This window comes from Sporosarcina ureae (assembly GCF_002101375.1).
Lineage (GTDB): Bacteria > Bacillota > Bacilli > Bacillales_A > Planococcaceae > Sporosarcina > Sporosarcina ureae_B.
The window spans coordinates 298,965-321,601 of sequence record NZ_CP015207.1 but is presented as its reverse complement, the minus strand read 5'-3'; the positions used below and the strand labels follow the sequence as shown (position 1 = coordinate 321,601).

Sequence of the window (22,637 nt, the reverse complement as noted above, 5' to 3'; positions counted from 1 at the left end):
CAAAGACCATTTACGTGTCCAAAGGTGGTGAAGGTCTCATGAGTAACAAAATCTTCATAATGAAAAGATAAAAAACAACAAGCAGTAAAATAAAATCTATATCCAGTTGTTGAATAGGCGCCGCGCTAGCATCCTGCCATATTGCTCTAAAAAAGTATGAACTGTTGGACGACTAAATTAGAAAGAGGAGATTCATAGATGAAAACGGTTAGCCGAGAAATACAAGAAATGACCATAAAATCTTTAGAATCAACGTTTCATAAACTTTCGAATGCTTATAAAAGTATGACGGAAAAAGGTTCCAATACAACACTTGTAGAAAAACGACGTGACGCTATAAAAGTTGGGTTAGAGAGCGTAAAAGACGTTTGGAATGGTGTAGATTTCTTCTATACTAAAGAAGAGATCTTACAATCTAAGGATATTCTACAACGTATCATTCCATCTATTGAAAAACAATTAGCAAAAGCAAAGGATGGCAGTCCTCAAAAAACGTTAAATGAGCGTCGTGTCATCGCACTTAAACTGGCTATCGAATCCTTGGAAACCCGTCTTAAATGAAGTGAACGCGATCTCTGATTACTTCATTGTATCCATAGCATGAGTTTTCACATAAGACGAAATCAGAATAATAATATTATGTAAACTAACAATCAGATTTAATCAGAGCTCAGTAACTTCATATGCTTTTATGGCCGTTTTTTGTGGAATGAATAGGCTTTGGGAGCACGAACCACTAGATGAATATGAACTAGAAGAAGTAACGGAAAATCTATACTAAAAGCAGAAAAACGTTTGGATGTATTACTACCAAATTTTCATGCCTAAATTAAGTGTATTTTAGCGAATAAATAATTGCGGCTGTTCAACACGCGCCGTGTTAGAGTTGAATCAGTAAATTGCAGAAAAAAATTGAAAATACCTGAGGTGAACAGTATGGTGTTTAATAAACAATCCTTACGCATGATTTGGCCTATCCTATTTTTACTTGTACTGGCTTCCAACTTTGCTTTATATCGTTCTTCACTAGGAATCAGCATTTTGCCTGCGAATACCAATCCTGTAGTTCTAGGTTCTCTCATCGATCTCACTATTGTAGCTCCAGTATTATTTTTAGCGTGGCAACGGAAACTAAGCTGGAAATATCTCCTTACTTTAATGGCAGGAGGACTAATCGTCGCTCGCTTTATCATTCCAATGCACTATTTAACCCCTTTTAAAACGCTTACTCTAATGGGCTTTGTAGTGGAAGCTGTGTTCGTTTTGCTTGAACTATTATTATTGTTAACTCTATTCAAGTATTTACCTGAAATTATCCGGAGTGTGAAGAGGAGTTCTTTACCCCACTTATTTGCTTTCTCCAATGCAGTAGACCAAAAAGTTAGGAAACAACCGATTATTCAAGTGATTTGTTCAGAAATGCTGATGTTCTATTATGCTTTTTGCCTTTGGAAGAAACAGCCTCTACCTAAAGAAAATACGTTTACGCTACATCAGAATTCAAGTCTAATTGCCTTTCAAGTGATGATGATTCATGCAATTGTAGTTGAAACGTTGGGAGTGCATTGGTGGTTACATGATAAGTCACTGATTTTATCGTTGCTACTTTTAGTTATAAATATCTATTCCGTTGTTTTATTTTTAGGAGACATTCAAGCTATACGATTTAACCCTCTACAAGTGGACCATGATCGCATGTATGTTTCATTGGGCTTAATGAAACGTATGGAAATAAAGTGGACGGACATTGATGAAATCATAGAAGACCGTCCCATATTAGAAAAAAAGCTCATGAAGAATACGATAGATTTTGTAGCACGCGATTTTGAGAAAACGTATCCGGACGTCATAATAAAACTAAAACATCCACAGGAAGCGGTTTTGTTCATGGGGATGAAGAAAAAGTATGAGCAAGTGGCTATTCGAGTAGATGATTCCGAAAAATTCAAGGAAATATTGAAAACGAAATTACAAAAATCAGTGGATTGATAGTATCAATCCACTAATTGGGCACGAGAGCGGCATTTAATATATGAACTTTACATTCTTTCAAAACATACAATGGTAGAAATGTATGTCGAAAGGTGATCCTGCGTATGGATAGTCAATTACGTTCATTTATTTATGGATTGCAAACTAGAACGCCTTTACAAACTATAGAATTATGGATTTTAGGGTTGCAAAATCGAAGTGGCGCCGTTCAATATGCAGTGCTATCTCCAGCACTTCAAAAACGAACACAAAAGCAATTTGTAGAAAATAATTGGATAACTGGACAATCGAGTCCGTGGGTGTCAAATATTCATATTGTCCATGTAAATAAAATCAGTGAAACAACGCAACAATTTACTCTTGCCTATGACCTGATCACTTCTTATGCAAGTTTCGGGAAAGGGCATAAAGTGATTACGGTAGAAAAGAATCCGGAACCGGGACGTGAGAATTGGTTCATTACGAAAATTAGTACGACATTCCTTCTAAATGAAGCGATTACCCCAGCTGAAATGATTAATCAATAAAATGATATACTTAGTACTAGATGTGCATAGGCTGTGATTCTCGATTTAGCAACCTTTTTTAGAATTGCACGGTTTAAGTAATGAAAAATTCTTAGGAAGTCAAGTGCCGACTGTCTGTATGAGAAAATGAATGTTTTAACCCTTCTAGCCTTCTATATAAGCGCTTTTATGAGGTGATAAACGTAGATGAATTCTGCATATGTACTGTTTATAAAGGGCTCAGGTAGCGAAATGATAGAAGTATATTCAGATTCTGGAATATATAATTGACAAATAGAAGTGATGGAGACGATAGCCGTCTCCATTACTTCTTTTTAACTTCTCCTACTCCTCTTGCATCCATAATTTGCTTGACTCGATCCTTGAACAATATATACATTCTATGACCGACATAGCTGTACCGGTAATATAAAAACTTTGTTCATCTAATAAATAAAGAGTTCAGGGTTTTTCCAATTGATGCTTTTTTATATGGTACTGTAAGCTTTGACGGGTGATTCCCAGTCTGCGCGCGGCTTCTGAGATATTCCATTCGGTCTGTTCTAGAGAAGTTTGGATAAACTGCTTTTTCGACTGATTCAATAAGCTCTTTATCGGTCTACTTGCTTTGTCTTCTCCATTTTCTACAAGTAGTCGTTGCTCAGAAATAATTTTTCCACGAATATACGAAGGTAAGTGCTGAATTTCAATTGCCTTTGCATCCTCGTTCACTCTGATGACAATATTCTGCATTAAATGCTCTAACTCTCTAATATTTCCGGGCCACGAATAGCGTAGCAGTGCATCCCGCAAAGAAGGAGACAGCGGGGGTGTTTGAGTGCCCATTTTTTCCTGGAAATATTCCAAAAAGTAATTAATGAAAAATAAAATATCTTCGGGACGATCGCGCAACGGAGGGATAAATAGACTTGTATTAGCAACACGATAAAATAAGTCTAGTCGCATCCGTTCTTCTTCAATCAATCGTTCAGGATCTTCGTTTGATGCACTAATAACTGTACAGCGGACGGGAGTTACGTCGTTAGATCCTACTCGACGTACTAAACGCTCCTGCAATACGCGCATGAGTTTCGATTGCAACGTCATAGGCATGGAATTTATTTCGTCCATGAATAGTGTGCCTTCTCCAGCATATTCAAACAAACCGATTTGGTCTGTAGCACCCGTGAACGCTCCTTTTATCGTACCGAACAATGTACTTTCCAATAAATTTTCTGGAATAGCAGCGCAGTTGATAGCAACAAATGGCTTATCTCGGCGTGAACTGTGATTATGCATACTTTGTGCGAATAGTTCTTTCCCTGTTCCAGTTTCTCCTACAATCAATGTATCTGTATTGTATACAGATACCGCCTGAGCTTCTCTTAATAGTGCTTTTAATTCGGTACTTTGACCTTTAATATCTTCAAAAGTAAAAATGGTTCCATTAGAAGAGAAAGCTTTTTCCTCGGTTACTTGATGTTTACTTCGCTTTAACTCAATCGTTTGATAAAGTTGATCTTTTAATTTGGATTCATTTGTACTAATAGAGAAGACCCCGATCGTTTCTCCATCTTTCTTTATAGGGAATGTACTGTAGCTGACATACTGTGGAACTCCGTCTACTTTAGAGTGTGCGCGATATCTTGAGAAGATTGGTTTACCGGTACTAAATACGTGTCGGTGTTCAGAGAACTGTGGATTATAGTTATACGCATCCCATAAAGGTCTTCCAATTATTTCTTGAGCATTTAAACCTTCCATTTTCTCTTGTGCTGCATTGTAAAGCGTAATATCCCCAACAGAGTTACTCATCATCACGCCTTCATCTATAGTTTGGATAACTTCTTCTAAGCAATACAGACGCGCTTCGTTGTTGTCCAATTGGAATGAAAATTCTTTTATACATAAGATCACTAGAGGTTCAGGCTCTTCAAGTCGCTGGACAGCTACCTGTAATGGCTGATCTTGAATCTCTATATAAAATTCTTCTTGGTGGTAGAAGTGCAAATCTCCTCGTTTAAATAACTTATTAATATCAGTAGCCAAATCTATTGTAAAGGATAGATTTTCTTTCAATTCATACCATAAAACTTTGTTTGATGAATTAAGTACAATGACGCCGTCTACAAAACTTCTCGCGAATGTACCAATGGCTTTAGCAAACATCTAATAACCTCCTATGTTCAGTAGAAATTTTATTATATCATTTAGATGTCAGAAAAGTCTGCACTTGCATGCAGGAAATATCTGCATAGTTGAAAATGCTTTATGGCTAAGTGTTTTTTGAACGTTGTGGTTGAAAAGTTAGTGCAAAGGGGAAATTTATCTGCAGGTGAAAGTGAAAATTAATAGGAATCTACCATCGGAGTTCCGAATATTTTTAATGGTCATTAACCTTGGTGTAATAAGATTTCTATAGAATAATTACTATTGGTTTTTTCTCTTTTCGGAAGTTGGCACGGTACTTGCAATATATTAAAGCGAGAAACAAAAATACTAGTATATTCAGGGGGAATTCATAATGACGACAAAACCAGAAATTTTATATTCCGTAAAAGCGCAAAGAGGACCAAAACTTCGCTGCAAAGGATGGAGACAAGAAGCGATTCTTCGTATGTTAGAAAACAACATGGAAAATGCAGAGAAACCTGAAGAACTAGTAATCTACGGCGGAATCGGTAAGGCAGCCCGTAACTGGGAATCCTATCATGCGATTGTCCAATCATTGAAAGATCTAGAAGACGACGAGACATTAGTGGTTCAATCTGGTATGCCGGTTGCGATCTTTAAAACCCATAAATACGCTCCGACAGTTGTCATGGCGACAACGAATATTATGAAAGCGGATTGGCCTACATTCTATGATCTGCAAGATAAGAACCTAACAATCTATGCAAACTATACTGCAGCACCTTGGGAGTATATCGGAACACAAGGCGTAATCCAAGGTACATTTGAGACATTATCAGCGATTGCTCGCCTTCACTATAACGACTCCCTCGTGGGTAAGATCCTATTGACTGCAGGTGCAGGTGGTATGGGTGGAAACCAAACACGTGCGATGACAATGCATGGTGGCGTGTGTATTCTAGTTGACTCAAATGTGGAAATTATCAATCGACGCATTGAGAAAGGTTTCATTGATGAACTAGCTCCTTCACTTGATGAAGCGATTAAAAAGGCGAAAGAATACGCTGCAGCAGGCAAACCACTTGGAATCGCAGTAGTTGGAAACGCTGCAGACATATTTGAAGAAATTTTGAAGAGTGACTTCCGTCCCGAAATTGCAACGTCTATGACGCCAGGTCATGACCCGATCTCATATCTACCTTCCGGCTACACAGTAGAAGAAGCAGAGCTGTTGCGTGATACAGACCGTGACTTGTATTTGGAAAAAGGTCGCGAAACAATGATTCGTGAATTGAAAGCGCTTATTCAGTTCATGGATGAAGGTGTTCATGCATTTGAATACGGTACAAGCCATCGTAAAGAGTGTATGGATGCAGGGATGGATAAAGAAGAGGCGAAGCGTTTGCCAGGATTCGTAGCGGAATATATTCGTCCATTGTTCTGTGAAGGCCGCGGACCTTTCCGTTGGATTTGTCTATCAGGAGAAGCAGAAGACCTTCGTAAAATTGATGATATGATTCTTGAGAAGTTTGCAGATGACTACTTGGTTACGCGTTGGATTAAACTAGCGAAAGAACATATTCCAATCGAAGCACTTCCTGCACGTATTTGTTATATGGGCTTTGGTCAGCGGAAAAAGTTTGCTTTAGAAGTAAATGACATGATTCGTCGTGGTGAATTAGCGGGTCCAGTTGCATTTTCACGTGACAACTTGGATTCAGGATCTATTGTTAACCCGACATTTGAATCAGAAAACATGAAAGACGGCAGTGACTTGATTTCTGATTGGCCGATGTTGAACGGATTATTAAATGCAGTGGGTATGTGTGATCTTATCGCAATTCAAGCAAACTACTCTATGGGTGAAGCAGTTCATACAGGTGTCACGATGGTAGCGGACGGCACAGCTGAATCCGATATGCGTCTTGAAGTTGCGATGACAGTAGACTCCGGAATTGGTGTGGTCCGCCACGCACAGGCCGGCTATGAAACGGCACGTGATGTGGCTAACGGTAAAGGAGAATTGACTGAGGAAAGTATTAAAATTCCATTATGGTGGGAGAGTAAAGCAACATTTGGACCTAAAGATTTAGTGAAAGCAGAAATGAAATAATTAGTACTAGAACCTAAGAGAAGTGGGTGGGGGATGTCAAACGCCTGTTTGACCTCCTCTGTTCTTGTTTAACTAACAAAAACACTTACTAGGGCGGGTGAGGAGAATGAACGATGTAAATGAGATGGTTGATTTGATGGATGCACATCCTATAGAGGAACAAGAAAATATTTACTCCATGCGTAATATTTTCAGCTTTTTCTTCTTCAGTTTAATTGGTATTTTCATGTTTTTTGTTCCAATAGATTTGAATGGGAAAACTTCTATACCTTTAGATCATTTTGTAACGTGGATTCGTAATACCATTCCAACATTTGTTTCATATTATATTTTGATCATTATGGTTCTTGGAGCTTCTTACCCTTTTTATTCGGGTGTTTGGCGTAGAACCAAAATGGATATGATTTTTTCTAGTCTAAAAGTTTTAGGAGCAATCGCATCTTTTCTTGTTTTATTTGAAATGGGTCCTAGATGGTTATTGGCGGATGATATGGGGCCTTATTATTATTCGGTAGTATTGACGCCAATTGGTGTATTGATTCCAATTGGAGCAATCTTTTTAGCATTGTTAGTGGGCTATGGTTTGCTGGAATTTATCGGAATCCTAATGCAATCTATTATGAGACCTGTTTGGAAAACTCCTGGAAAGTCAGCGGTAGACGCTGTCGCTTCTTTTGTAGGTAGTTATTCTATCGGACTGTTGATCACGAATCGCATTTACAAAGAAGGCAAATACTCCCGTCGTGAAGCAACTATTATTGCTACTGGATTTTCTACCGTATCTGCTACATTTATGGTCGTCGTCGCTAAGACATTGAATTTAATGGAGATTTGGAATCTGTACTTTTGGCTAACATTCCTTGTCACATTTTTGGTTACTGCCATTACAGTCAGAATGTGGCCGATCAACAAAATACCTGATGATTACTATACGGGCGATGGTGCACCTGAAGTAATTATTAAAGAGAAAAGAATCCAGCATGCTTGGCAAGAGTCGATGCTAACTGCTCAAAATGCGCCAGGACTTTTTAAAAATGTCATATCGACGCTGAAGGATGGTATTCTCATGGCGATGAGTGTACTACCATCTGTTATGGCAATAGGCTTAATTGGTTTAATCTTGGCTAATCATACGCCCGTGTTCGATTATTTAGCTTATATATTCTTACCATTAACGTGGATTTTACAAATACCTGAACCATTTCTAGCTGCAAAAGCAGCAATGATCAATCTTGTGGATATGTTCTTACCATCATTAATGGTGATAGAAACTAGTCTACATACACGATTCATTGTAGGTTCTATTTCCATCTCCACTATTCTATTTTTCTCTGCGTTGATCCCGTGTATCTTATCCACAGATATCCCAATTAAAATGCGGGAGATTGTAGCTCTCTGGTTCATCAGAACGGTCTTATCATTAATTATTGTAACTCCATTAGCATTTTTATTCCTATGAAAGCGCTTTCCAGTAAAAGGCACAACATTATTTAGCAGGAGGGTTCTATTGTGACTCTAATGAATGGTAATACAAAAGTCGATTTAGTAATTCGTCATGCAGCGGAAGTTTTGACTTGCGCTGAGGAAGGAATGGCAGGTCTTGGTGTCATTAAAGATGCTTGGGTTGCGGTGAAAGACGGACGTATTGCGGGAGTAGGTTCGGAAAAAGAAGGAAGTACCACAATCAATCTGGACGATGCGCGTCAAATTGATGCTACTGGAAAGGTTGTCGCACCAGGGTTTGTTGATTCGCATACGCACCTCGTCTTCAATGGTACACGTGTAGAAGAGTACGCTGCAAAAATAGCAGGAAGTGATTTGAATAAATTAATAGAAATGGGCATAACGGCAGGACCAAACCGAACTATAGAACTGACTCGACATGCATCTGAGGAAGAGTTATTTCGACAATCAAAAAAACGAATGATGAACATGTTAGAGTACGGCATGACAACAATTGAAAGTAAAAGCGGATATGGGTTAACGACAGAAAGTGAAATTAAAATTTTGGAAGTTGGACGACGTCTGGATAAAGAAACACCTGTTGATGTATATAACACATTTTTAGGGGCACACGGATTCCCAGAAGGCATGACAAAAGAAGAATATTTACGTGTCATTATAGAAGATATGATTCCAAAAATCGGCGAACGTAAATTGGCGGAGTTCTGCGATGCTTGGTGTGATGACGGATACTTCACGGCCGAGGAGTCCGAACAGATACTTGAAGCTGGCTTAAAATATGGTATGAAACCGAAATTGCATGCGGATGCCTACTCGTATATCGGTGGATCTGATCTTGCAGTCAAAATGAATATGGTCTCCGTCGATCATTTAAACTACACGCCGGTTGAAGTAATGGAGAAACTTGCTAAATCGAATGTAACAGGTGTGTTAATGCCAGCATTAGATTTTGCGGTAGGTCATACCAAACCTTTCGATGCACGTAAAATGCTGGATTTAGGAATGAATATTGCGCTGGCCACGGATCTTTGTCCAGCATGTTATACAGAGTCGATGCAATTTGTTATCAATTTAGCTTGCAGACTGTATAAATTCACGGTGGAAGAAGCTATCAAAGCAGCGACTTACGGTGGAGCATGCGCGTTAGATTTACATGATCGGGGCGTAATTGCTGAAGGCAAAATAGCTGATCTACAGATTTGGGCTATTCCTTCTTATGTCCATATTGCATATGAACTCGGAACCAATATTGTGGAGACTGTATTAAAAGACGGCGAAGTAGTCGTAGAGCATGTAAAAGCACAGTGAGAAAAGGAGCGATGTAGAATGACAAATAAACAAGTGAAAAATAACGCAGCAGAATGTGTGGATGAAAAACGTTTACTCGACTTATTCCTTGAACTAGCAAAAATTGACGGACCTAGTGGGAAAGAACAAAAGGTAGCAGACTACTTGGTGAAGGCATTACCAGAACTAGGTTTTACTTTTGAATTCGATGAGGCGCATAAAGAATTCGGCGGACAAGTCGGCAACTTGATTGCATATAAAGAAGGAACAGATTCATCTGTAGCACCAGTATTTTTCTCTACACATATGGATACTGTGCTTTCTACGAAAGACTTAAAGCCAGTAATTAAAGACGGTGTGATCTACTCAGATGGCACAACCATCTTAGGAGCAGATGATCGGGCAGCATTGGCCGCATACTTAGAAGGTGTTCGTGCTGTGATTGAGAGTGGAATTCCACATGGGCCGATTGAATTGGTCTTGACAGTCAATGAACAGCCAGGTCTCGTAGGTGCGCGTCATTTAGATTACAGCAAACCGAAAAGTAAATTCGGTTACATTTTTGATAGTAGCGGAAATGTGGGTCAAACGATTTTGAAAGGTCCATATAGTAGTAGGATCTGGATGAAAGTAAAAGGAAATGCGGCGCATATTGCTCTGAATTCAGAAGAAGGGAATAATGCGTTCATTTTAGCGGCAGCTGGTTTGTTGAAGCTGAACTTAGGTGAGATCGATGATGAAACCTTAGCAAATATAGGTATTATCGAAGGCGGAGAACTCACTTCCATTATACCGGGCGAAGTGACAGTCGTTGGTGAAGTGCGTAGTTTCTCCAAAGATAAGTTAAATAAGCAACTACAACATATGGAAGACGCCATGCGTAAAGCTGTGGAAGATCGTGGTGGCTCCGTAGACGTGAAAATCGAGAAAAAGTATAGTGGTTTCGCAATTCCGGAAGATCATATCCTAACAAAAACCGTTTTGGATGCATCGGCCAATATAAGTGTCGATCCATACTTAACCCAAACTCTAGGCGGAGCTGACACAAATGTATTAAATGAAAATGGATTGACTTGCTTGACGTTAGGGAACGGTTTTCAAAATATCCATTCATTCCGAGAATGCATCAGCATAGAAAACCTAACAAATACAGGAAAATTAACCGCTGCATTAATTCAGAAGTGGTATGAAAGTCAAAAGTGATCTGATGCGAGAAATTGATTAAAAGAAGGTACTGAAATTAGATAAGAATTCAGGGGGATGAGAGTAGTGTTAATGAATCCAGTGTTCATTTCCGTATTAGTTCTAACAGTATTAAGCCTAGCTAGAGTGCATGTCATATTTGCGATATTAATGGCAGCGATAACAGCGGGACTTCTTTCCAACTTATCGTTATCAGATACAGTTTCCTTATTTCTTGGCGGAATGGGTGGTCAGTCTGAAACTGCATTAAGCTATATATTGCTGGGAATCTTTGCAGCCATGATTGCCCATTCGAGCATTACAAAATTGTTGATAGATAAATTATTGTCAGTAAAAAAAATGAGTAAATATACGTTACTTTTGATGATTGCGGGCTTGACTTGTCTGTCAGGAAATTTGATACCGGTACATATTGCCTTCATACCGATTCTCATCCCGCCTTTGTTGATTTTCTTCAACTATTTGCGTTTGGACCGACGAGCTGTCGCTTGCGCTCTGACGTTCGGTTTGAAGATGCCTTATATGTTAATTCCAGCAGGTTACGGTTTGATCTTCCACGGCATAATTGTCCAGGAAATCAGTAGCAACGGGATGCCGGTCACATTATCGCAAGTACCTTTTGCAATGGCAATACCGACAGTCGGTATGTTTGTCGGTTTATTTATCGCAGTATTCATAACGTATCGTAAGCCACGTGATTATGAATCTGCAGAAGAACGCGCTAGTCAGGAACAAATATTTTCATCTACTGTTCAATTAGCGGCTACAGAGGGATCGGTTAGACACAAGCTTGACTTACGAGATATTTTAACGCTTGTTGCGATTGTTGCTGCTTTAGTCGTCCAGGTTTTGTTACACTCATTAGTGATCGGTGCGTTAGTAGGCATTATCGTGATGTTTGTTGCAAGAGTCGTCACATTGAGTGAAGGTGAAATGGTTGTCCAAGAAGGTGTGAAGCTTATGGGAGCGATTGCATTTGTCATGCTTCTTGCTTCAGGCTATGCAACTGTTTTAAAAGATACAGGTGCTGTAACCAGTCTGGTAACCGCGGTAGAAGGCTATTTCAGCTATGGTAAAGTGGCGGGAGCTGCACTTCTCTTATTGATTGGTTTACTAGTGACCATGGGGATTGGAACGTCGTTCGGAACGATTCCGATACTCACTGCAGTGTTCGTTCCGATATGTATGGTTATGGGGTTCAGTCCTCTTGCGACCATTGCATTGATCGGTACAGCAGGGGCATTAGGAGACGCAGGTTCACCCGCTTCAGACAGTACGCTTGGACCCACATCAGGATTGAACGCGGACGGTAAACATCATCATATTTGGGATACGTGTGTGCCTACATTTTTACATTATAATATTCCTTTATTTATATTCGGAATAGTAGCAGCTGTAGTTTTATAAAAAAGAATAAGAGGTGTTGGAATGAGTAAAGATGGGAAATTGATTCAATTAGACAGAAATTTTACAGATGAAGAAAAGCAGTTGATTCAATTAGACGGTGAATCACTCGATAGAAAACAAATTGAGCGTATTGCTTTTGGTAAAGTGCCAGTAGGAATTACCGATCATGCATTGCAACGTGTTCGAGAAAGTCGGGAGCGTATTGAAAAACAATTACGAGATGGAAAAGTTATCTATGGTGTAAATACTGGATTTGGCAAGTTAAGTGATATTCAGATTGAAGATGAAGACATTACAAAATTGCAACTTAATCTGCTTCGTGCGGACGCTGTAGGTGTCGGGGAGCCTTTACCACAACCTGTCGTACGGGCTATGATGGTTTTACGTGCGAATGCACTAGCAAAAGGTTTTTCCGGAATTAAAGAAGACACACTACAATTATTGGTTCAGTTGATCAATAAAGGCGTTCATCCAGTCGTTCCGTGTAAAGGTTCTGTAGGTGCAAGCGGTGACTTGGCTCCATTATCGCATGTAGCGATTGTGCTAATTGGTGAAGGCCGTGCAGAATTCGAGGGAGAGATCTTGCCGGGCGGAGAAGCACTAAAGCGTGCGGGATTAAAACCGGTCACTTTGCAGGCAAAGGAAGGACTTGCTTTGATCAATGGTACGCAAGCAATGACTGCGGTTGGTGTTATTGGATTAAATGAAGCGGAGCGTGTAGGTCTGGCTGCGGATATGGCAGCAAGTCTAACAATGGAAGCGTTACAAGGGATCATTACAGCGTTTGATAAAGGACTTCTAGCTGTGCGACCGCATAAAGAGATGGAAGTGGTCGCCTCACGAATGCGTAACTGGCTAAAAGGCAGTAAACGAATAACTAGCCAAGGACAAATCCGTATGCAAGATGCCTATTCCATTCGTTGTATTCCGCAAGTACACGGTGCCTCTTGGCAGTCGCTTCAATATGTCGATGATCGTTTACGTGTCGAAATGAACTCTGCCACAGATAATCCAATCATTCTTGAAAACGGCGAAATCATTTCTGGCGGTCATTTTCACGGACAGCCGATTGCACTGGCTATGGACTTCATGAAAGTTGGCGCAGCTGAATGGGCTAATATTTCAGAAAGACGAATTGAGCGATTAGTCAACCCGCAGCTTAGTGGACTTTCTCCATTCCTTGCTACCGATCCAGGTTTGGAATGTGGTTTGATGGTGGCGCAATACGCTGCAGCTGCACTTGTTTCGGAGAATAAGGTACTTGCCCATCCAGCGAGTGTAGACTCTATTCCAACTTCTGCTAACCAGGAAGATCATGTCAGTATGGGGACAATTGGTTCTCGACAAGCACGTGAAATTATTCATAACAGTTCCCGCGTCATCGCAATTGAACTGATTTGTGCTTCACAAGCTATTCACTTGGAGCAAGCGGAGAAAGAGCTTGCCCCAGCAACTAAAGCCTATTTAGAAAAAGTGCGTACTATTTGTCCGCCATTAGAAGCGGATCGTGATATTTCGCAGCAAATTGAAGCATTGTCTACTTTTATCTTGCGTGAGGATATTTTGGCTTGATGAAGTGACAAAGTACCATCTGATGTAAAAACCATTCTATATGATGACATGCAGAGTCGTTATATAGAATGATGAATGAATCTCTATCTATAAAGTACAAAAGCGCATCGCTACTATCAGGATGTGCTTTAAAGTAAATAGATGTTTGAATCCTTCCTAAACACGTGATACAAGCACTTTTATGAGGTAATATCTAGCTATCGTAGTGGCTAGATGTTATCTTATTTTTTATGGTCAGTAAAAGTTATGGAAGAAGGTTCAATACATGGAGGATTCAATACAAGAAAAGATAAAAAATAAAGAGCTAAAAGTCGCTCCCATCATGACTGCGCTACTGATTGGTGGCTTTATCGGATTGTTTAGTGAAACTGCTTTAAATATGACGATGAATGATTTGATAAAGGAATTTGCTATTTCTGCATCTACAGCTCAGTGGTTAACTACGGGATATTTACTCGTGCTTGGTATTATCATTCCCGTTTCTGGCTTACTCATAAAACGTTTTCCGACAAGGAATCTTTTTATTACGAGCATGAGTTTTTCTATTTTAGGTGTACTAATTGCTGCCGTATCTCCAAGCTTCATCATTTTGTTAATCGGACGGATTATTCAGGCGATAGGTACTGGGTTGCTCGTGCCCTTGTTATTCCATACCGTTCTGATTCTCTTTCCACCTTGGAAAAGAGGGACTGCGATGGGATTAGTCGGTCTAGTGATGATGTTTGCACCAGCTATAGGTCCGATTTCAGCTGGATTGATTATTGATTATTTCAATTGGCATATGATATTTTGGTTGATCACACCAATTCTTGTTTTCGCATTGATATTCGGGATGATATACTTACCGAATCTATCCGCTGTTGAAAAGCAAAAAATCGATGCATACTCCATAATTCTTTCTACGATTGGTTTTGGGGGCATTGTATTTGGATTTAGCTATGCTGGAGAAAGTGAAGGATGGTCAAGTCCGATTGTGATGGCATCTTTTGCGGCAGGTTTGATGGCTCTCGTTCTCTATGCTTTTCGTCAAAGATCAATTAAAGAACCGATGCTTCATTTGGAAGTGTTTAAGCATCCAATGTTTACGTTAGGCATTATCCTAACGTTGTTTGCAAATCTAATTATATTTTCTTCCAATATTTTATTGCCACTGTTTATGCAAGCAGGACTCGGTTTATCTGCTTCTAAAGCAGGCTTATTGCTATTACCGGGGGGTATTTTTAACGGTATTACATCTATGGTCAGTGGGCGGGTTTTTGATCGATATGGTCCAAGGGGCTTGGTTATTGGTGGATTTGCAATGAGTATTGTAGCTACGTTATTTTTTGCCACGATTTCATCGACGACTAGCTTTTACTGGATCATCCTCTTCTTCATGCTCTTAATGATGAGTATGTCAATGGTGACGACACCCTCTCAAACAAATGGAATTAACTCGCTACAACTAAACCGCTATCCTGATGGAACAGCAATTGTTAACTCGACCATTCAAACGTCTGGAGCAATTGGTACAGCGATTGGGATTACTATACTAAATACGTCACAAAATACGTTCTTACGCAATATTAGCGATCCTATTACAGCTGCTCATCAAGCCGAAGCAGTCATTACAGGTGTGCAAAACGCATTTTTATTTGCGACCATTATATCGATTTTTGGTTTTATCTGTTCGCTATTTATCAAGCGGGTCAAAGTGTATAATGGCTGACCAGTTGATCGCGTAGTATGATTTTCATTTATTTTATAAATTCTGTGAATTCTTACTATAAATTTTCATTTCCTATTACATTCAATACTCCTATATGATACAATACGAATCATAATAGTAAGAATTAAAAGGGGATGGGTTTATGTCAACAACGAACCATGCATTAGTAAAGATTGCTGCTACAGCGAAGTGGGACGAAGGGGTTCGCTCTACTCATACGATCCGAGACTTCGAAGGTTTTCCGATGGATGAACCTGTTCATTTAGGTGGAACCGACACCGGAGCGAATCCACTTGAATTTATTGCGGCTGCGCTGAATGGCTGTAAAGCGGTAATGATTCCATTAATTGCGAACGAGCAAGGCTTTGTTTTTACAGCAATTCATTTTGATACGACAGGGATCGTGGACGCTAGAGGTTTGATGGGGGAAGAAGGCATAAAAACACATTTCCAGAAAGTTCGTTTTGTTTGCGAACTCACTACACATGAATCAGATGAAGCGATCGAGCAATTGAAAGCGGAAGTGGAAAGAAGATGCCCCGTATATAATCTATTTGCCGATGCAGGAATTCCTTTGGAGTCGAAATGGATAAAGAAATAATGCAAGCAAAGCTAAAATCGCGTGAAATCAAGTTTTCTAACTTGGTTTCACGCGATTTTTTATTCGAGTTTTCTAATCAGCTAGTATTTTATCGTTCGCAAGCAAATCCATCTTTATCGCGATCCATTTTAAGTTGATATGCGGGATGACTGCTTGGCACACCGTTAGGATAGGTCTTCCTTAGTTCGGTACAATTTTGAAACCATTCCGTGTTTTGGACAGGTGGTGTGGGCTTGGCTACAGGCGCAACTGGTTGTTCTGTCTTTACAGAATGGGGTGCTGATGTCTCTTTTTCAGGTGCCAGTTCAGCAGGTTTTTCTTTTACTACCTGCGCGTTAAAGCCTGAGTCGGTAGCATAATCTTCAACTGACCAGATACCCAACTTCTTTTCTTTCGCTATCGCTTGTGTCTTCTCGTAAGAATCTACGTATCGAGTATTTGGGGGGTAGATGTACGCTACACGAGCTAAACCTTCACTCAACAAGACTTTTTGAAGGCTTTTTCCATCTACATAAATATAGGCAAGCAAACGGTCGTATTTATCAAAACGTTCTCCTACATCGAATTCAATTTCTAGTGTCCCGCTTTCTATCAGTTCTTTGTTTCTAGCTTTGGCTTCATCCCCAAACGGTTGCTTCCCCAGTCTAGGATGATTTGTTTCAGGCGTGTCGATCAACAAGTATCGAACGTTTTGTTCCTTACCGTTATAAAGGATCTTAATCGTATCGCCATCTATTACTTTCACTAATTCTACTGGAATTCTCGCAGTAGTACCGCTTGTATCCGTTGAATCCTGTAGTTTTTTAGGAGTTACTGTTGAAGAATCATTTTTTTGTGGCACAACGACTGGAATGGGTTCTACTTCAGTAGCTTGGGAACTTTCTTTCTTCGGTTGTTCTACTTCTTTTTCAGGTATTTCCTTCGTCGTCTCAGCAGGTGTATCAGTAGGCGTCTGTTCCACTGAATCAGCTGTCTCTATCTCGGGCTCTATCTCGTCTGGCGTAATGACTACCGCCACTATGAACATCGCAACACCTACTAAAACGAGGATGCCAAAATTTCTCTTGCGCTTTTTAAAGATCGCTTTAATAAGTAAGCCGACGACACCAATCAATATAAATAGAAAACCAAATAACGCAAAAAACACAAACATATTATCACTCTCGATTCACTTTAATAACATAACACGTGCTTCCATGAGTGAGATTACCATAGTTTTCAAGAAAGATATACGCAACTAAATACGTAGTGCTAATAGATCACAAACGGTCATGTGAAAAAGTATTCTAGAATTCATACTTTCAACTAGACTACACGTGAACTTACGGAAGATCCATAGAAACAAATTTAAGACAGAAACGAGAGCAAACCATCACGTTAAATGTTTTCATCTATTCGATGGTGAATGGAGCTACAGATGGTAAAAGAAAATGAAGTAAGAAATAGTTACTCATACTGAAAATAGAATATCAATAATAAGCAAACAATAGTTGGTTTTGTTTGTTTGCTTGTTTGTTCGGTGAAACTAATGCGATTGCCGCAGAGGAATAGGGTAATTCAAATACTCGATACGATTGGTCTACAGACGCTTACAATCAAATCTTTACGATTCATCCCAAAATGGGTCGGAAAGATGTTTGCCAATATGAACTTTGAGCTTCCGGCATATGAATAGGCACAAAACCACTGCGGCCTCTATGGACTTCATAATCCAACGTCCCTTGCATAGGATATACTGCATGAAAATCACTTAGGGGGATTGAAATGAATAGAGACGCCAATAATCAATCAACATTTGACTATATCGTTGTTGGAACGGGGCCTGCGGGAGCTGCTATTGCAAGAAAACTAACCGATGATAACCAAAATTCCGTGTTAGTTTTAGAGGCGGGGGATAATAATAGTAAGGAACGGCCAATCAGAGATTCTTTGTTTGCGCCACCATTTATTCTCACTGATGACTTTTTCCCGCAATACTTTTGGCAAGGAAAAAGTGTTCCCCAGAAAAACGTAAAAGGTAGGTCGTTTGATTGGACGGGAGGGCGAACTTTGGGAGGTGGATCTTCCATTAACAATAACCAGTATGTAAGACCATCCCAGGTGAATATGAAACAATGGGAAAACCTTCTAGGTCCACTGTGGTCACCAGAACAAGAGACCTATCAATTTTCAAAACTAGAAAATTACAATGGCCAAACCCAAAATCCGAATGCCAGAGGATATAACGGGCAGTTGGATATCAGGCAGGCCCCTGCTAATCCAACTACCATGGCTGAAAAATTGGTTACAGCAATGGAAAAAGCCACTGGTTTCACAAGAATTTTAGACTATAACGATCCCAATACACCACTTGGTCCTTTTACGAGGTGGCAACTTTATCAGACTCCCTATGGTCAACGAGAAAGTGCGGATACGGCTTTTCTTTCATCGGATGTTATGACTGATAACGGTGAAGGAGTAAATGGAAGAAGATTATTAGTATCTTATAATTCAACAGTGCAGCGTGTGATTTTTGATGATGAAAGGCGGGCGATAGGTGTTGAATTTCACAAGAAAGGAACATGTTATTACGCGTATGCTCGTAAAAAAGTCATTGTATCAGCTGGAATAAATAGCCCTCAACTATTAATGCTTTCTGGAATTGGGCCATCAGAAACACTGAATAAAGCGGGTATTCCCGTCGTTCATCATAACGCGAATGTAGGAAAGAACATGACCACCCATCCAGTTAACACTGCCGCCTTTACAACGAATTCGAATGACAAAGCACTTCCGGACGCTGATCCCTTTGCGCTCTATACAGGTGGAGCCTTCTTGCCGGATCCAACGCCCGGTGCTGACCCCAACCGCCGCGGTGTGCAGTTAATTGGCCAAATCGGTACTGGCGGAATGTTAAGCATCGTCATTATATTATTGGAACCAAAGAGCCAAGGATCAGTCAGAATCCAAAATGGAGATCCATTAAAGATTGTACTTGCCGATGTTGCCTTTTTGAATAAACGTTCCGATCTAGAAACCATAAAAAATATTTACAAAGTATATATTAAAAACATTGCAACGGAACTTTCAAAAATAGATGCACACTATCAACTCGTTACTCCCACACTGGAAACTATTGAGGATGATAGCAAACTTGAAAAGTACATTCAGGAAAATTTAGGTCCAACACATCATATACAAGGCACGCTACGAATGGCGCCAAGTGAAGAACATGGTGTAGTGAATGCTGCCGGGGAAGTATACGGTGTAAAGGATTTGATTGTTGCGGATGATTCTATCGCACCGTTTGTTTCGGACGGCAATACGTCGGCGCCAGCTTTTTTCATTGGCGCAAATATTGCGGAACAAATAGTGAGACAGAATGGTATGAACTCCGAATAAATACCATTGCATGAAAAATTAACAGAGCGCACAAAGTCATCAGACGTATGCACGTGAAGTATACATTTCAATATGAAGTACCTGTGAAAACAAACATGACTGTTTAATCGTTCATAGTTGTTTTTCAATACAGGTGCTTTTTTTATCGTTTCAACTAGTATACAATTAGATAAATACCTAATTAGACAAAAGACTAAATACCTCGAGTGGAAGGAGAAACCCAATTTGAATGAAGTTTTTAAAGCTTTAAACGACGAAACGAGAAGACAAATACTTACTTCACTCAGTGAAAAAGGTTCTTTGACTGCCAGTGAAATACATGAAGAATTCGAGATGAGTAAGCCGAGCATTTCCAATCATTTAAACATCTTACGTAACGCAGGGCTCGTCAGTTCAGAGAAAAAAGGACAGTATATTTACTACACTCTCCACACAACCGTTCTCCAAGATCTTCTTGTATGGATGATAAAATTGAATAAATAAAGTAAAAATATTCTTAAGTTAGTGCTCCTATACATATGTTCAGGGTAAACTTCATCTTAAAGAATGCATATGTTTGCCTTTAAAGGTGCAGGCGTAATGCTGTGCAGTCGCTGTTTAGCCCTCTGCATACCATCAAAGCAAACAAAATATTTTTTTGTTTGCTTTATAAAAAACTTACGGTTGCACCAAACGCAACTGTTTAAACATTCCCAAATTTTTCTTGCGCGAGTAATTTATGATCAACTATACAACTCAATCGCATCACGAACTACGGATTCTTTAATGTGATAATGTGTGGCTTGCCATGTTGCTTTCTGATCTTTTACGATTAATACTTGTGGTGATTCATGCCTTACGTTTAAGTCAGTTTCAATCGCTTTTGAAACGGCTTGATCTGTCTGTACGACAATAACGTAAAGTGGTAAGTCCGTAACGAGAGTATGTAATTCTTTTTTTGCCGATAGGCTACTGAAACATGTCAAGCTCATTTTAAAAAGAAGAACGGATTGTTTTTTAGTGCTCTCGAATACAGTCCGCCATTCCTCTATTGTTTTTATGCGTTTCAATTTAAATCCTCCATTTAATACGTTTTATATTTTATGTAGTTTAATCTATACAGTTTCACTATATACCCACGGAGGTATACAATCAATTTATATCTACAGAACTCTATAGAATCTTTTATGTAGATGCAACTTAACTCGATTGGATTCGTTTACATTATTAGTTAATTTTGGTTAAGAGTTAACGCATAAAAATTCAAAATAGTAGGAGGTCCCAATGAGGATTTTTCTTGAGAAATATAAAGTATTTGTATTCTTATTGTTTGCTTATTGGGGCGTCTGTCTGGTCATGCTTTTTAAGAGTTTGGACTTCCTCTACGTTGCGTTGTCTTGGAATGTGTTATTGGCTGTATTACCGTTATTTTTTATTAGGCAAGCGGTCACGACGGTAGGGCAGAGGAAGATCAGTTGGTCTATTTTTTGGATAGTGCTTTGGTTATTCTTCTTCCCTAATTCTGTCTATCTAGTAACGGATTTTATTCATATAGCGAATGAAAAGTTCAAATGGATGTCAAATGCAGGACCGTATGCCCCAGACGGCGCGATCGTATACAGTCATGACATCTTAATATGGATCAAGTTATTAGTGATTGCCATGGGCTTCTTTTATTCCGTAGTAGTTGGACTGGAGTCTGTCTATATTTTCGAACAGATTGTTAGAAAGAAGTATTCAAAGAAGATAGGCTACGTGAGCATTTTAAGTGTAGGGTTGCTGACTGGGATAGGCGTCTATATAGGAAGGTTTTTGCGCTTTAATAGTTGGGATATAGTTTTCAATCCATTCCAAGTGTTAAAGCAAGTTGCAGATGTAGATAGATTTGAAGTACAGTTCATTATCGCGTTCTCTGGCTTTGTTTTATTCTGCTATATGCATTATCGATCGTTTAAGGAAAAATAACCATAGCACTTGTGGCGGCAACACACATGGATGTTCAACTATTCATGTGGATTGCCAACACGAGTGTTTTTTGATTCTTAACAGCAAAGAATGTTTAGTGCACTTTCAGCAAGGGGAATTACATGGATGAGACGAGTAGTAGTTACGTCCGATCAATTCGTATGTTTCTCAATAAATGCGTGTATGTAATAAAAAGGAGTTAGATAAAAATGGATGAAAAGAATGTACAATCAATGCGTTTAAATGATGGAACGAGCCTTCCGTCCATTGGTTTCGGAACGGTAAAAGTAAAAGGAGCGCAAGGTGTGGTCAGTACGTTGACAGCGATCGAAGCGGGATACAGACTGATTGACACGTCAACAAATTATAATAATGAGGGAATGGTAGGAGAAGCGGTGCGTCGATCTTCTGTGCCTAGAGAAGAACTGCTCATCAGTTCCAAACTCCCCGGCGCTTCACATGAGTACGAAAGAGCGATTCTGATGATTCAAGAGTCATTGTATCGTATTGGAATCGATTATTTTGATAAATACTTGATTCATTGGCCGCTTCCAAAACAAGATAAATACGTAGAAGCATGGCAAGCGTTAGTCGATGCACAGAAATTCGGACTGATTAAGACGATAGGTGTATCTAATTTCTTACCGGAACATCTGGAGCGTATCATTGAAAAAACAGGTGTAACGCCGGCTACCAATCAGATTGAACGCCATCCGTATTTTACTAATAACGAACTAGTGCAATACAACAAAAGCCGCGGCATTGTAACGGAAGCATGGAGTCCTTTAGGGCGCAAATTAAACGACGTGTTAGAAAATGAAACGATTGTCTCGATTGCTAGAAAATACAATAAGGAACCAGCGCAAATTATTATTCGTTGGAACCTACAGAACGATATCTTAACGGTCGTAAAATCATCTAACTATGCCCATCAAAAAGCCAATCTTGATGTATTCGATTTTGAATTGTCCGAAGAAGATATAAGACAAATTGACTCTTTAGATAAAGGTGAAGCGGGAAGAGTAGAAGGACAGCACCCGAATGAATATGAAGAATTTGATTAAACGTATCTTTTTTAGTATTAAGTTACATTCAGTTAAATGAATATATGTAATTATTTATTTTATTGTAATTTGAATTCATATGTTAGTGTAATATCCAAACAAGTTTTATTTATATATATCAATGGCGGAGGTGATCTCAATGAAAATGAGTCACTTGCTAATTACATTAATTAGTGTTGCTCTTGTTTTTATCCTAATAAGTAGTGTGCAAGACGAAATTACCTGGCCATTATTAATGCTATTGTTAGTAGTGGGATTTGTA

At 39.3% G+C, this 22,637-nt stretch carries 18 protein-coding genes; 15 read left to right on the top strand and 3 right to left on the bottom strand.

Translation table 11 applies throughout. From position 1 onward, the window contains the following. Window positions 1-198 precede the first annotated feature (198 nt). From SporoP8_RS01550 to SporoP8_RS01540, 3 genes are all read left to right on the top strand, one after another. Window positions 199-561 carry a hypothetical protein gene (locus SporoP8_RS01550; RefSeq protein ID WP_085130890.1) on the top strand — a complete coding sequence of 121 codons (363 nt, stop codon included), beginning with the start codon at window positions 199-201 and terminating at the stop codon, window positions 559-561. Between the two features lie 375 nt (window positions 562-936). Continuing rightward, complete coding sequence (locus SporoP8_RS01545; protein WP_085130889.1) at window positions 937-1,989, top strand: beta-carotene 15,15'-monooxygenase; 1,053 nt, start codon at window positions 937-939, stop codon at window positions 1,987-1,989. Between the two features lie 107 nt (window positions 1,990-2,096). Beyond that, entirely contained in the window at window positions 2,097-2,519 is a 423-nt protein-coding gene (locus tag SporoP8_RS01540) for a hypothetical protein (RefSeq protein ID WP_085130888.1), read from the top strand. A 441-nt stretch (window positions 2,520-2,960) separates the two neighbouring features. Here the strand turns inward: SporoP8_RS01540 and SporoP8_RS01535 are convergent, their stop codons facing one another. Beyond that, on the bottom strand, window positions 2,961-4,667 hold the full coding sequence (locus tag SporoP8_RS01535; RefSeq protein ID WP_085130887.1) for a sigma-54 interaction domain-containing protein: 1,707 nt from the start codon (window positions 4,665-4,667) through the stop codon (window positions 2,961-2,963). A 355-nt stretch (window positions 4,668-5,022) separates the two neighbouring features. Here SporoP8_RS01535 and hutU point away from each other — a divergent pair, with 355 nt between their 5' ends. The 8 genes from hutU (at window position 5,023) to SporoP8_RS01495 (ending at window position 15,986) form a co-directional block, all read left to right on the top strand. Beyond that, complete coding sequence (gene hutU / locus SporoP8_RS01530) at window positions 5,023-6,744, top strand: urocanate hydratase (RefSeq protein ID WP_085130886.1); 1,722 nt, start codon at window positions 5,023-5,025, stop codon at window positions 6,742-6,744. A 106-nt stretch (window positions 6,745-6,850) separates the two neighbouring features. Next, window positions 6,851-8,203, top strand: coding sequence for a YjiH family protein (locus tag SporoP8_RS01525; protein WP_232319186.1), 1,353 nt, complete (start codon window positions 6,851-6,853; stop codon window positions 8,201-8,203). A 59-nt stretch (window positions 8,204-8,262) separates the two neighbouring features. After that, window positions 8,263-9,516, top strand: a complete 1,254-nt coding sequence (gene hutI, locus SporoP8_RS01520; protein WP_085133523.1) for an imidazolonepropionase — start codon at window positions 8,263-8,265, stop codon at window positions 9,514-9,516. Window positions 9,517-9,534: 18 nt separating this feature from the next. Next, complete coding sequence (locus tag SporoP8_RS01515) at window positions 9,535-10,698, top strand: M20/M25/M40 family metallo-hydrolase (protein ID WP_085130885.1); 1,164 nt, start codon at window positions 9,535-9,537, stop codon at window positions 10,696-10,698. Window positions 10,699-10,755: 57 nt separating this feature from the next. Next, window positions 10,756-12,105 (top strand): Na+/H+ antiporter family protein, encoded by a 1,350-nt coding sequence (locus SporoP8_RS01510; protein WP_085130884.1) that lies wholly within the window; start codon window positions 10,756-10,758, stop codon window positions 12,103-12,105. A gap of 21 nt (window positions 12,106-12,126) precedes the next feature. Further along, window positions 12,127-13,677: a histidine ammonia-lyase gene (gene hutH / locus SporoP8_RS01505; RefSeq protein ID WP_085130883.1), complete on the top strand. Its 1,551-nt coding sequence runs from the start codon at window positions 12,127-12,129 to the stop codon at window positions 13,675-13,677. A gap of 265 nt (window positions 13,678-13,942) precedes the next feature. Beyond that, on the top strand, window positions 13,943-15,385 hold the full coding sequence (locus SporoP8_RS01500; protein WP_085130882.1) for a DHA2 family efflux MFS transporter permease subunit: 1,443 nt from the start codon (window positions 13,943-13,945) through the stop codon (window positions 15,383-15,385). Between the two features lie 142 nt (window positions 15,386-15,527). Continuing rightward, window positions 15,528-15,986 (top strand): OsmC family protein, encoded by a 459-nt coding sequence (locus tag SporoP8_RS01495; protein WP_085130881.1) that lies wholly within the window; start codon window positions 15,528-15,530, stop codon window positions 15,984-15,986. Between the two features lie 88 nt (window positions 15,987-16,074). Here the strand turns inward: SporoP8_RS01495 and SporoP8_RS01490 are convergent, their stop codons facing one another. Beyond that, a complete protein-coding gene (locus SporoP8_RS01490) occupies window positions 16,075-17,139 on the bottom strand; it encodes a thermonuclease family protein (protein WP_232319185.1) in 1,065 nt (354 codons plus the stop codon). Between the two features lie 611 nt (window positions 17,140-17,750). Between SporoP8_RS01490 and SporoP8_RS01485 the strand changes: the two genes are divergently transcribed. Further along, entirely contained in the window at window positions 17,751-19,367 is a 1,617-nt protein-coding gene (locus SporoP8_RS01485; RefSeq protein ID WP_085130880.1) for a GMC family oxidoreductase, read from the top strand. A gap of 225 nt (window positions 19,368-19,592) precedes the next feature. Then, entirely contained in the window at window positions 19,593-19,850 is a 258-nt protein-coding gene (locus SporoP8_RS01480) for an autorepressor SdpR family transcription factor (protein WP_085130879.1), read from the top strand. Between the two features lie 239 nt (window positions 19,851-20,089). On the opposite strand, the gene ytxJ is transcribed toward SporoP8_RS01480, so the two are convergent. Further along, the gene (gene ytxJ / locus SporoP8_RS01475) at window positions 20,090-20,416 is read right to left on the bottom strand and encodes a bacillithiol system redox-active protein YtxJ (RefSeq protein ID WP_085130878.1); all 327 of its coding nucleotides are present in this window, start codon (window positions 20,414-20,416) and stop codon (window positions 20,090-20,092) included. Between the two features lie 214 nt (window positions 20,417-20,630). Here ytxJ and SporoP8_RS01470 point away from each other — a divergent pair, with 214 nt between their 5' ends. Further along, a complete protein-coding gene (locus tag SporoP8_RS01470; protein WP_085130877.1) occupies window positions 20,631-21,311 on the top strand; it encodes a DUF1361 domain-containing protein in 681 nt (226 codons plus the stop codon). A 209-nt stretch (window positions 21,312-21,520) separates the two neighbouring features. Then, entirely contained in the window at window positions 21,521-22,375 is an 855-nt protein-coding gene (locus SporoP8_RS01465) for an aldo/keto reductase (RefSeq protein WP_085130876.1), read from the top strand. Window positions 22,376-22,637: the final 262 nt, after the last annotated feature.

Excerpts from the sequence above, each read along its gene's own strand:
- SporoP8_RS01550 (WP_085130890.1), top strand. The coding sequence starts at position 199 with ATGAAAACGGTTAGCCGAGAAATACAAGAAATGACCATAAAATCTTTA.
- SporoP8_RS01545 (WP_085130889.1), top strand. The coding sequence starts at position 937 with ATGGTGTTTAATAAACAATCCTTACGCATGATTTGGCCTATCCTATTT.
- SporoP8_RS01540 (WP_085130888.1), top strand. The coding sequence starts at position 2,097 with ATGGATAGTCAATTACGTTCATTTATTTATGGATTGCAAACTAGAACG.
- SporoP8_RS01535 (WP_085130887.1), bottom strand. The coding sequence starts at position 4,667 with ATGTTTGCTAAAGCCATTGGTACATTCGCGAGAAGTTTTGTAGACGGC.
- hutU (WP_085130886.1), top strand. The coding sequence starts at position 5,023 with ATGACGACAAAACCAGAAATTTTATATTCCGTAAAAGCGCAAAGAGGA.
- SporoP8_RS01525 (WP_232319186.1), top strand. The coding sequence starts at position 6,851 with ATGAACGATGTAAATGAGATGGTTGATTTGATGGATGCACATCCTATA.
- hutI (WP_085133523.1), top strand. The coding sequence starts at position 8,263 with ATGAATGGTAATACAAAAGTCGATTTAGTAATTCGTCATGCAGCGGAA.
- SporoP8_RS01515 (WP_085130885.1), top strand. The coding sequence starts at position 9,535 with ATGACAAATAAACAAGTGAAAAATAACGCAGCAGAATGTGTGGATGAA.
- SporoP8_RS01510 (WP_085130884.1), top strand. The coding sequence starts at position 10,756 with ATGAGAGTAGTGTTAATGAATCCAGTGTTCATTTCCGTATTAGTTCTA.
- hutH (WP_085130883.1), top strand. The coding sequence starts at position 12,127 with ATGAGTAAAGATGGGAAATTGATTCAATTAGACAGAAATTTTACAGAT.
- SporoP8_RS01500 (WP_085130882.1), top strand. The coding sequence starts at position 13,943 with ATGGAGGATTCAATACAAGAAAAGATAAAAAATAAAGAGCTAAAAGTC.
- SporoP8_RS01495 (WP_085130881.1), top strand. The coding sequence starts at position 15,528 with ATGTCAACAACGAACCATGCATTAGTAAAGATTGCTGCTACAGCGAAG.
- SporoP8_RS01490 (WP_232319185.1), bottom strand. The coding sequence starts at position 17,139 with ATGTTTGTGTTTTTTGCGTTATTTGGTTTTCTATTTATATTGATTGGT.
- SporoP8_RS01485 (WP_085130880.1), top strand. The coding sequence starts at position 17,751 with ATGAATAGAGACGCCAATAATCAATCAACATTTGACTATATCGTTGTT.
- SporoP8_RS01470 (WP_085130877.1), top strand. The coding sequence starts at position 20,631 with ATGAGGATTTTTCTTGAGAAATATAAAGTATTTGTATTCTTATTGTTT.
- SporoP8_RS01465 (WP_085130876.1), top strand. The coding sequence starts at position 21,521 with ATGGATGAAAAGAATGTACAATCAATGCGTTTAAATGATGGAACGAGC.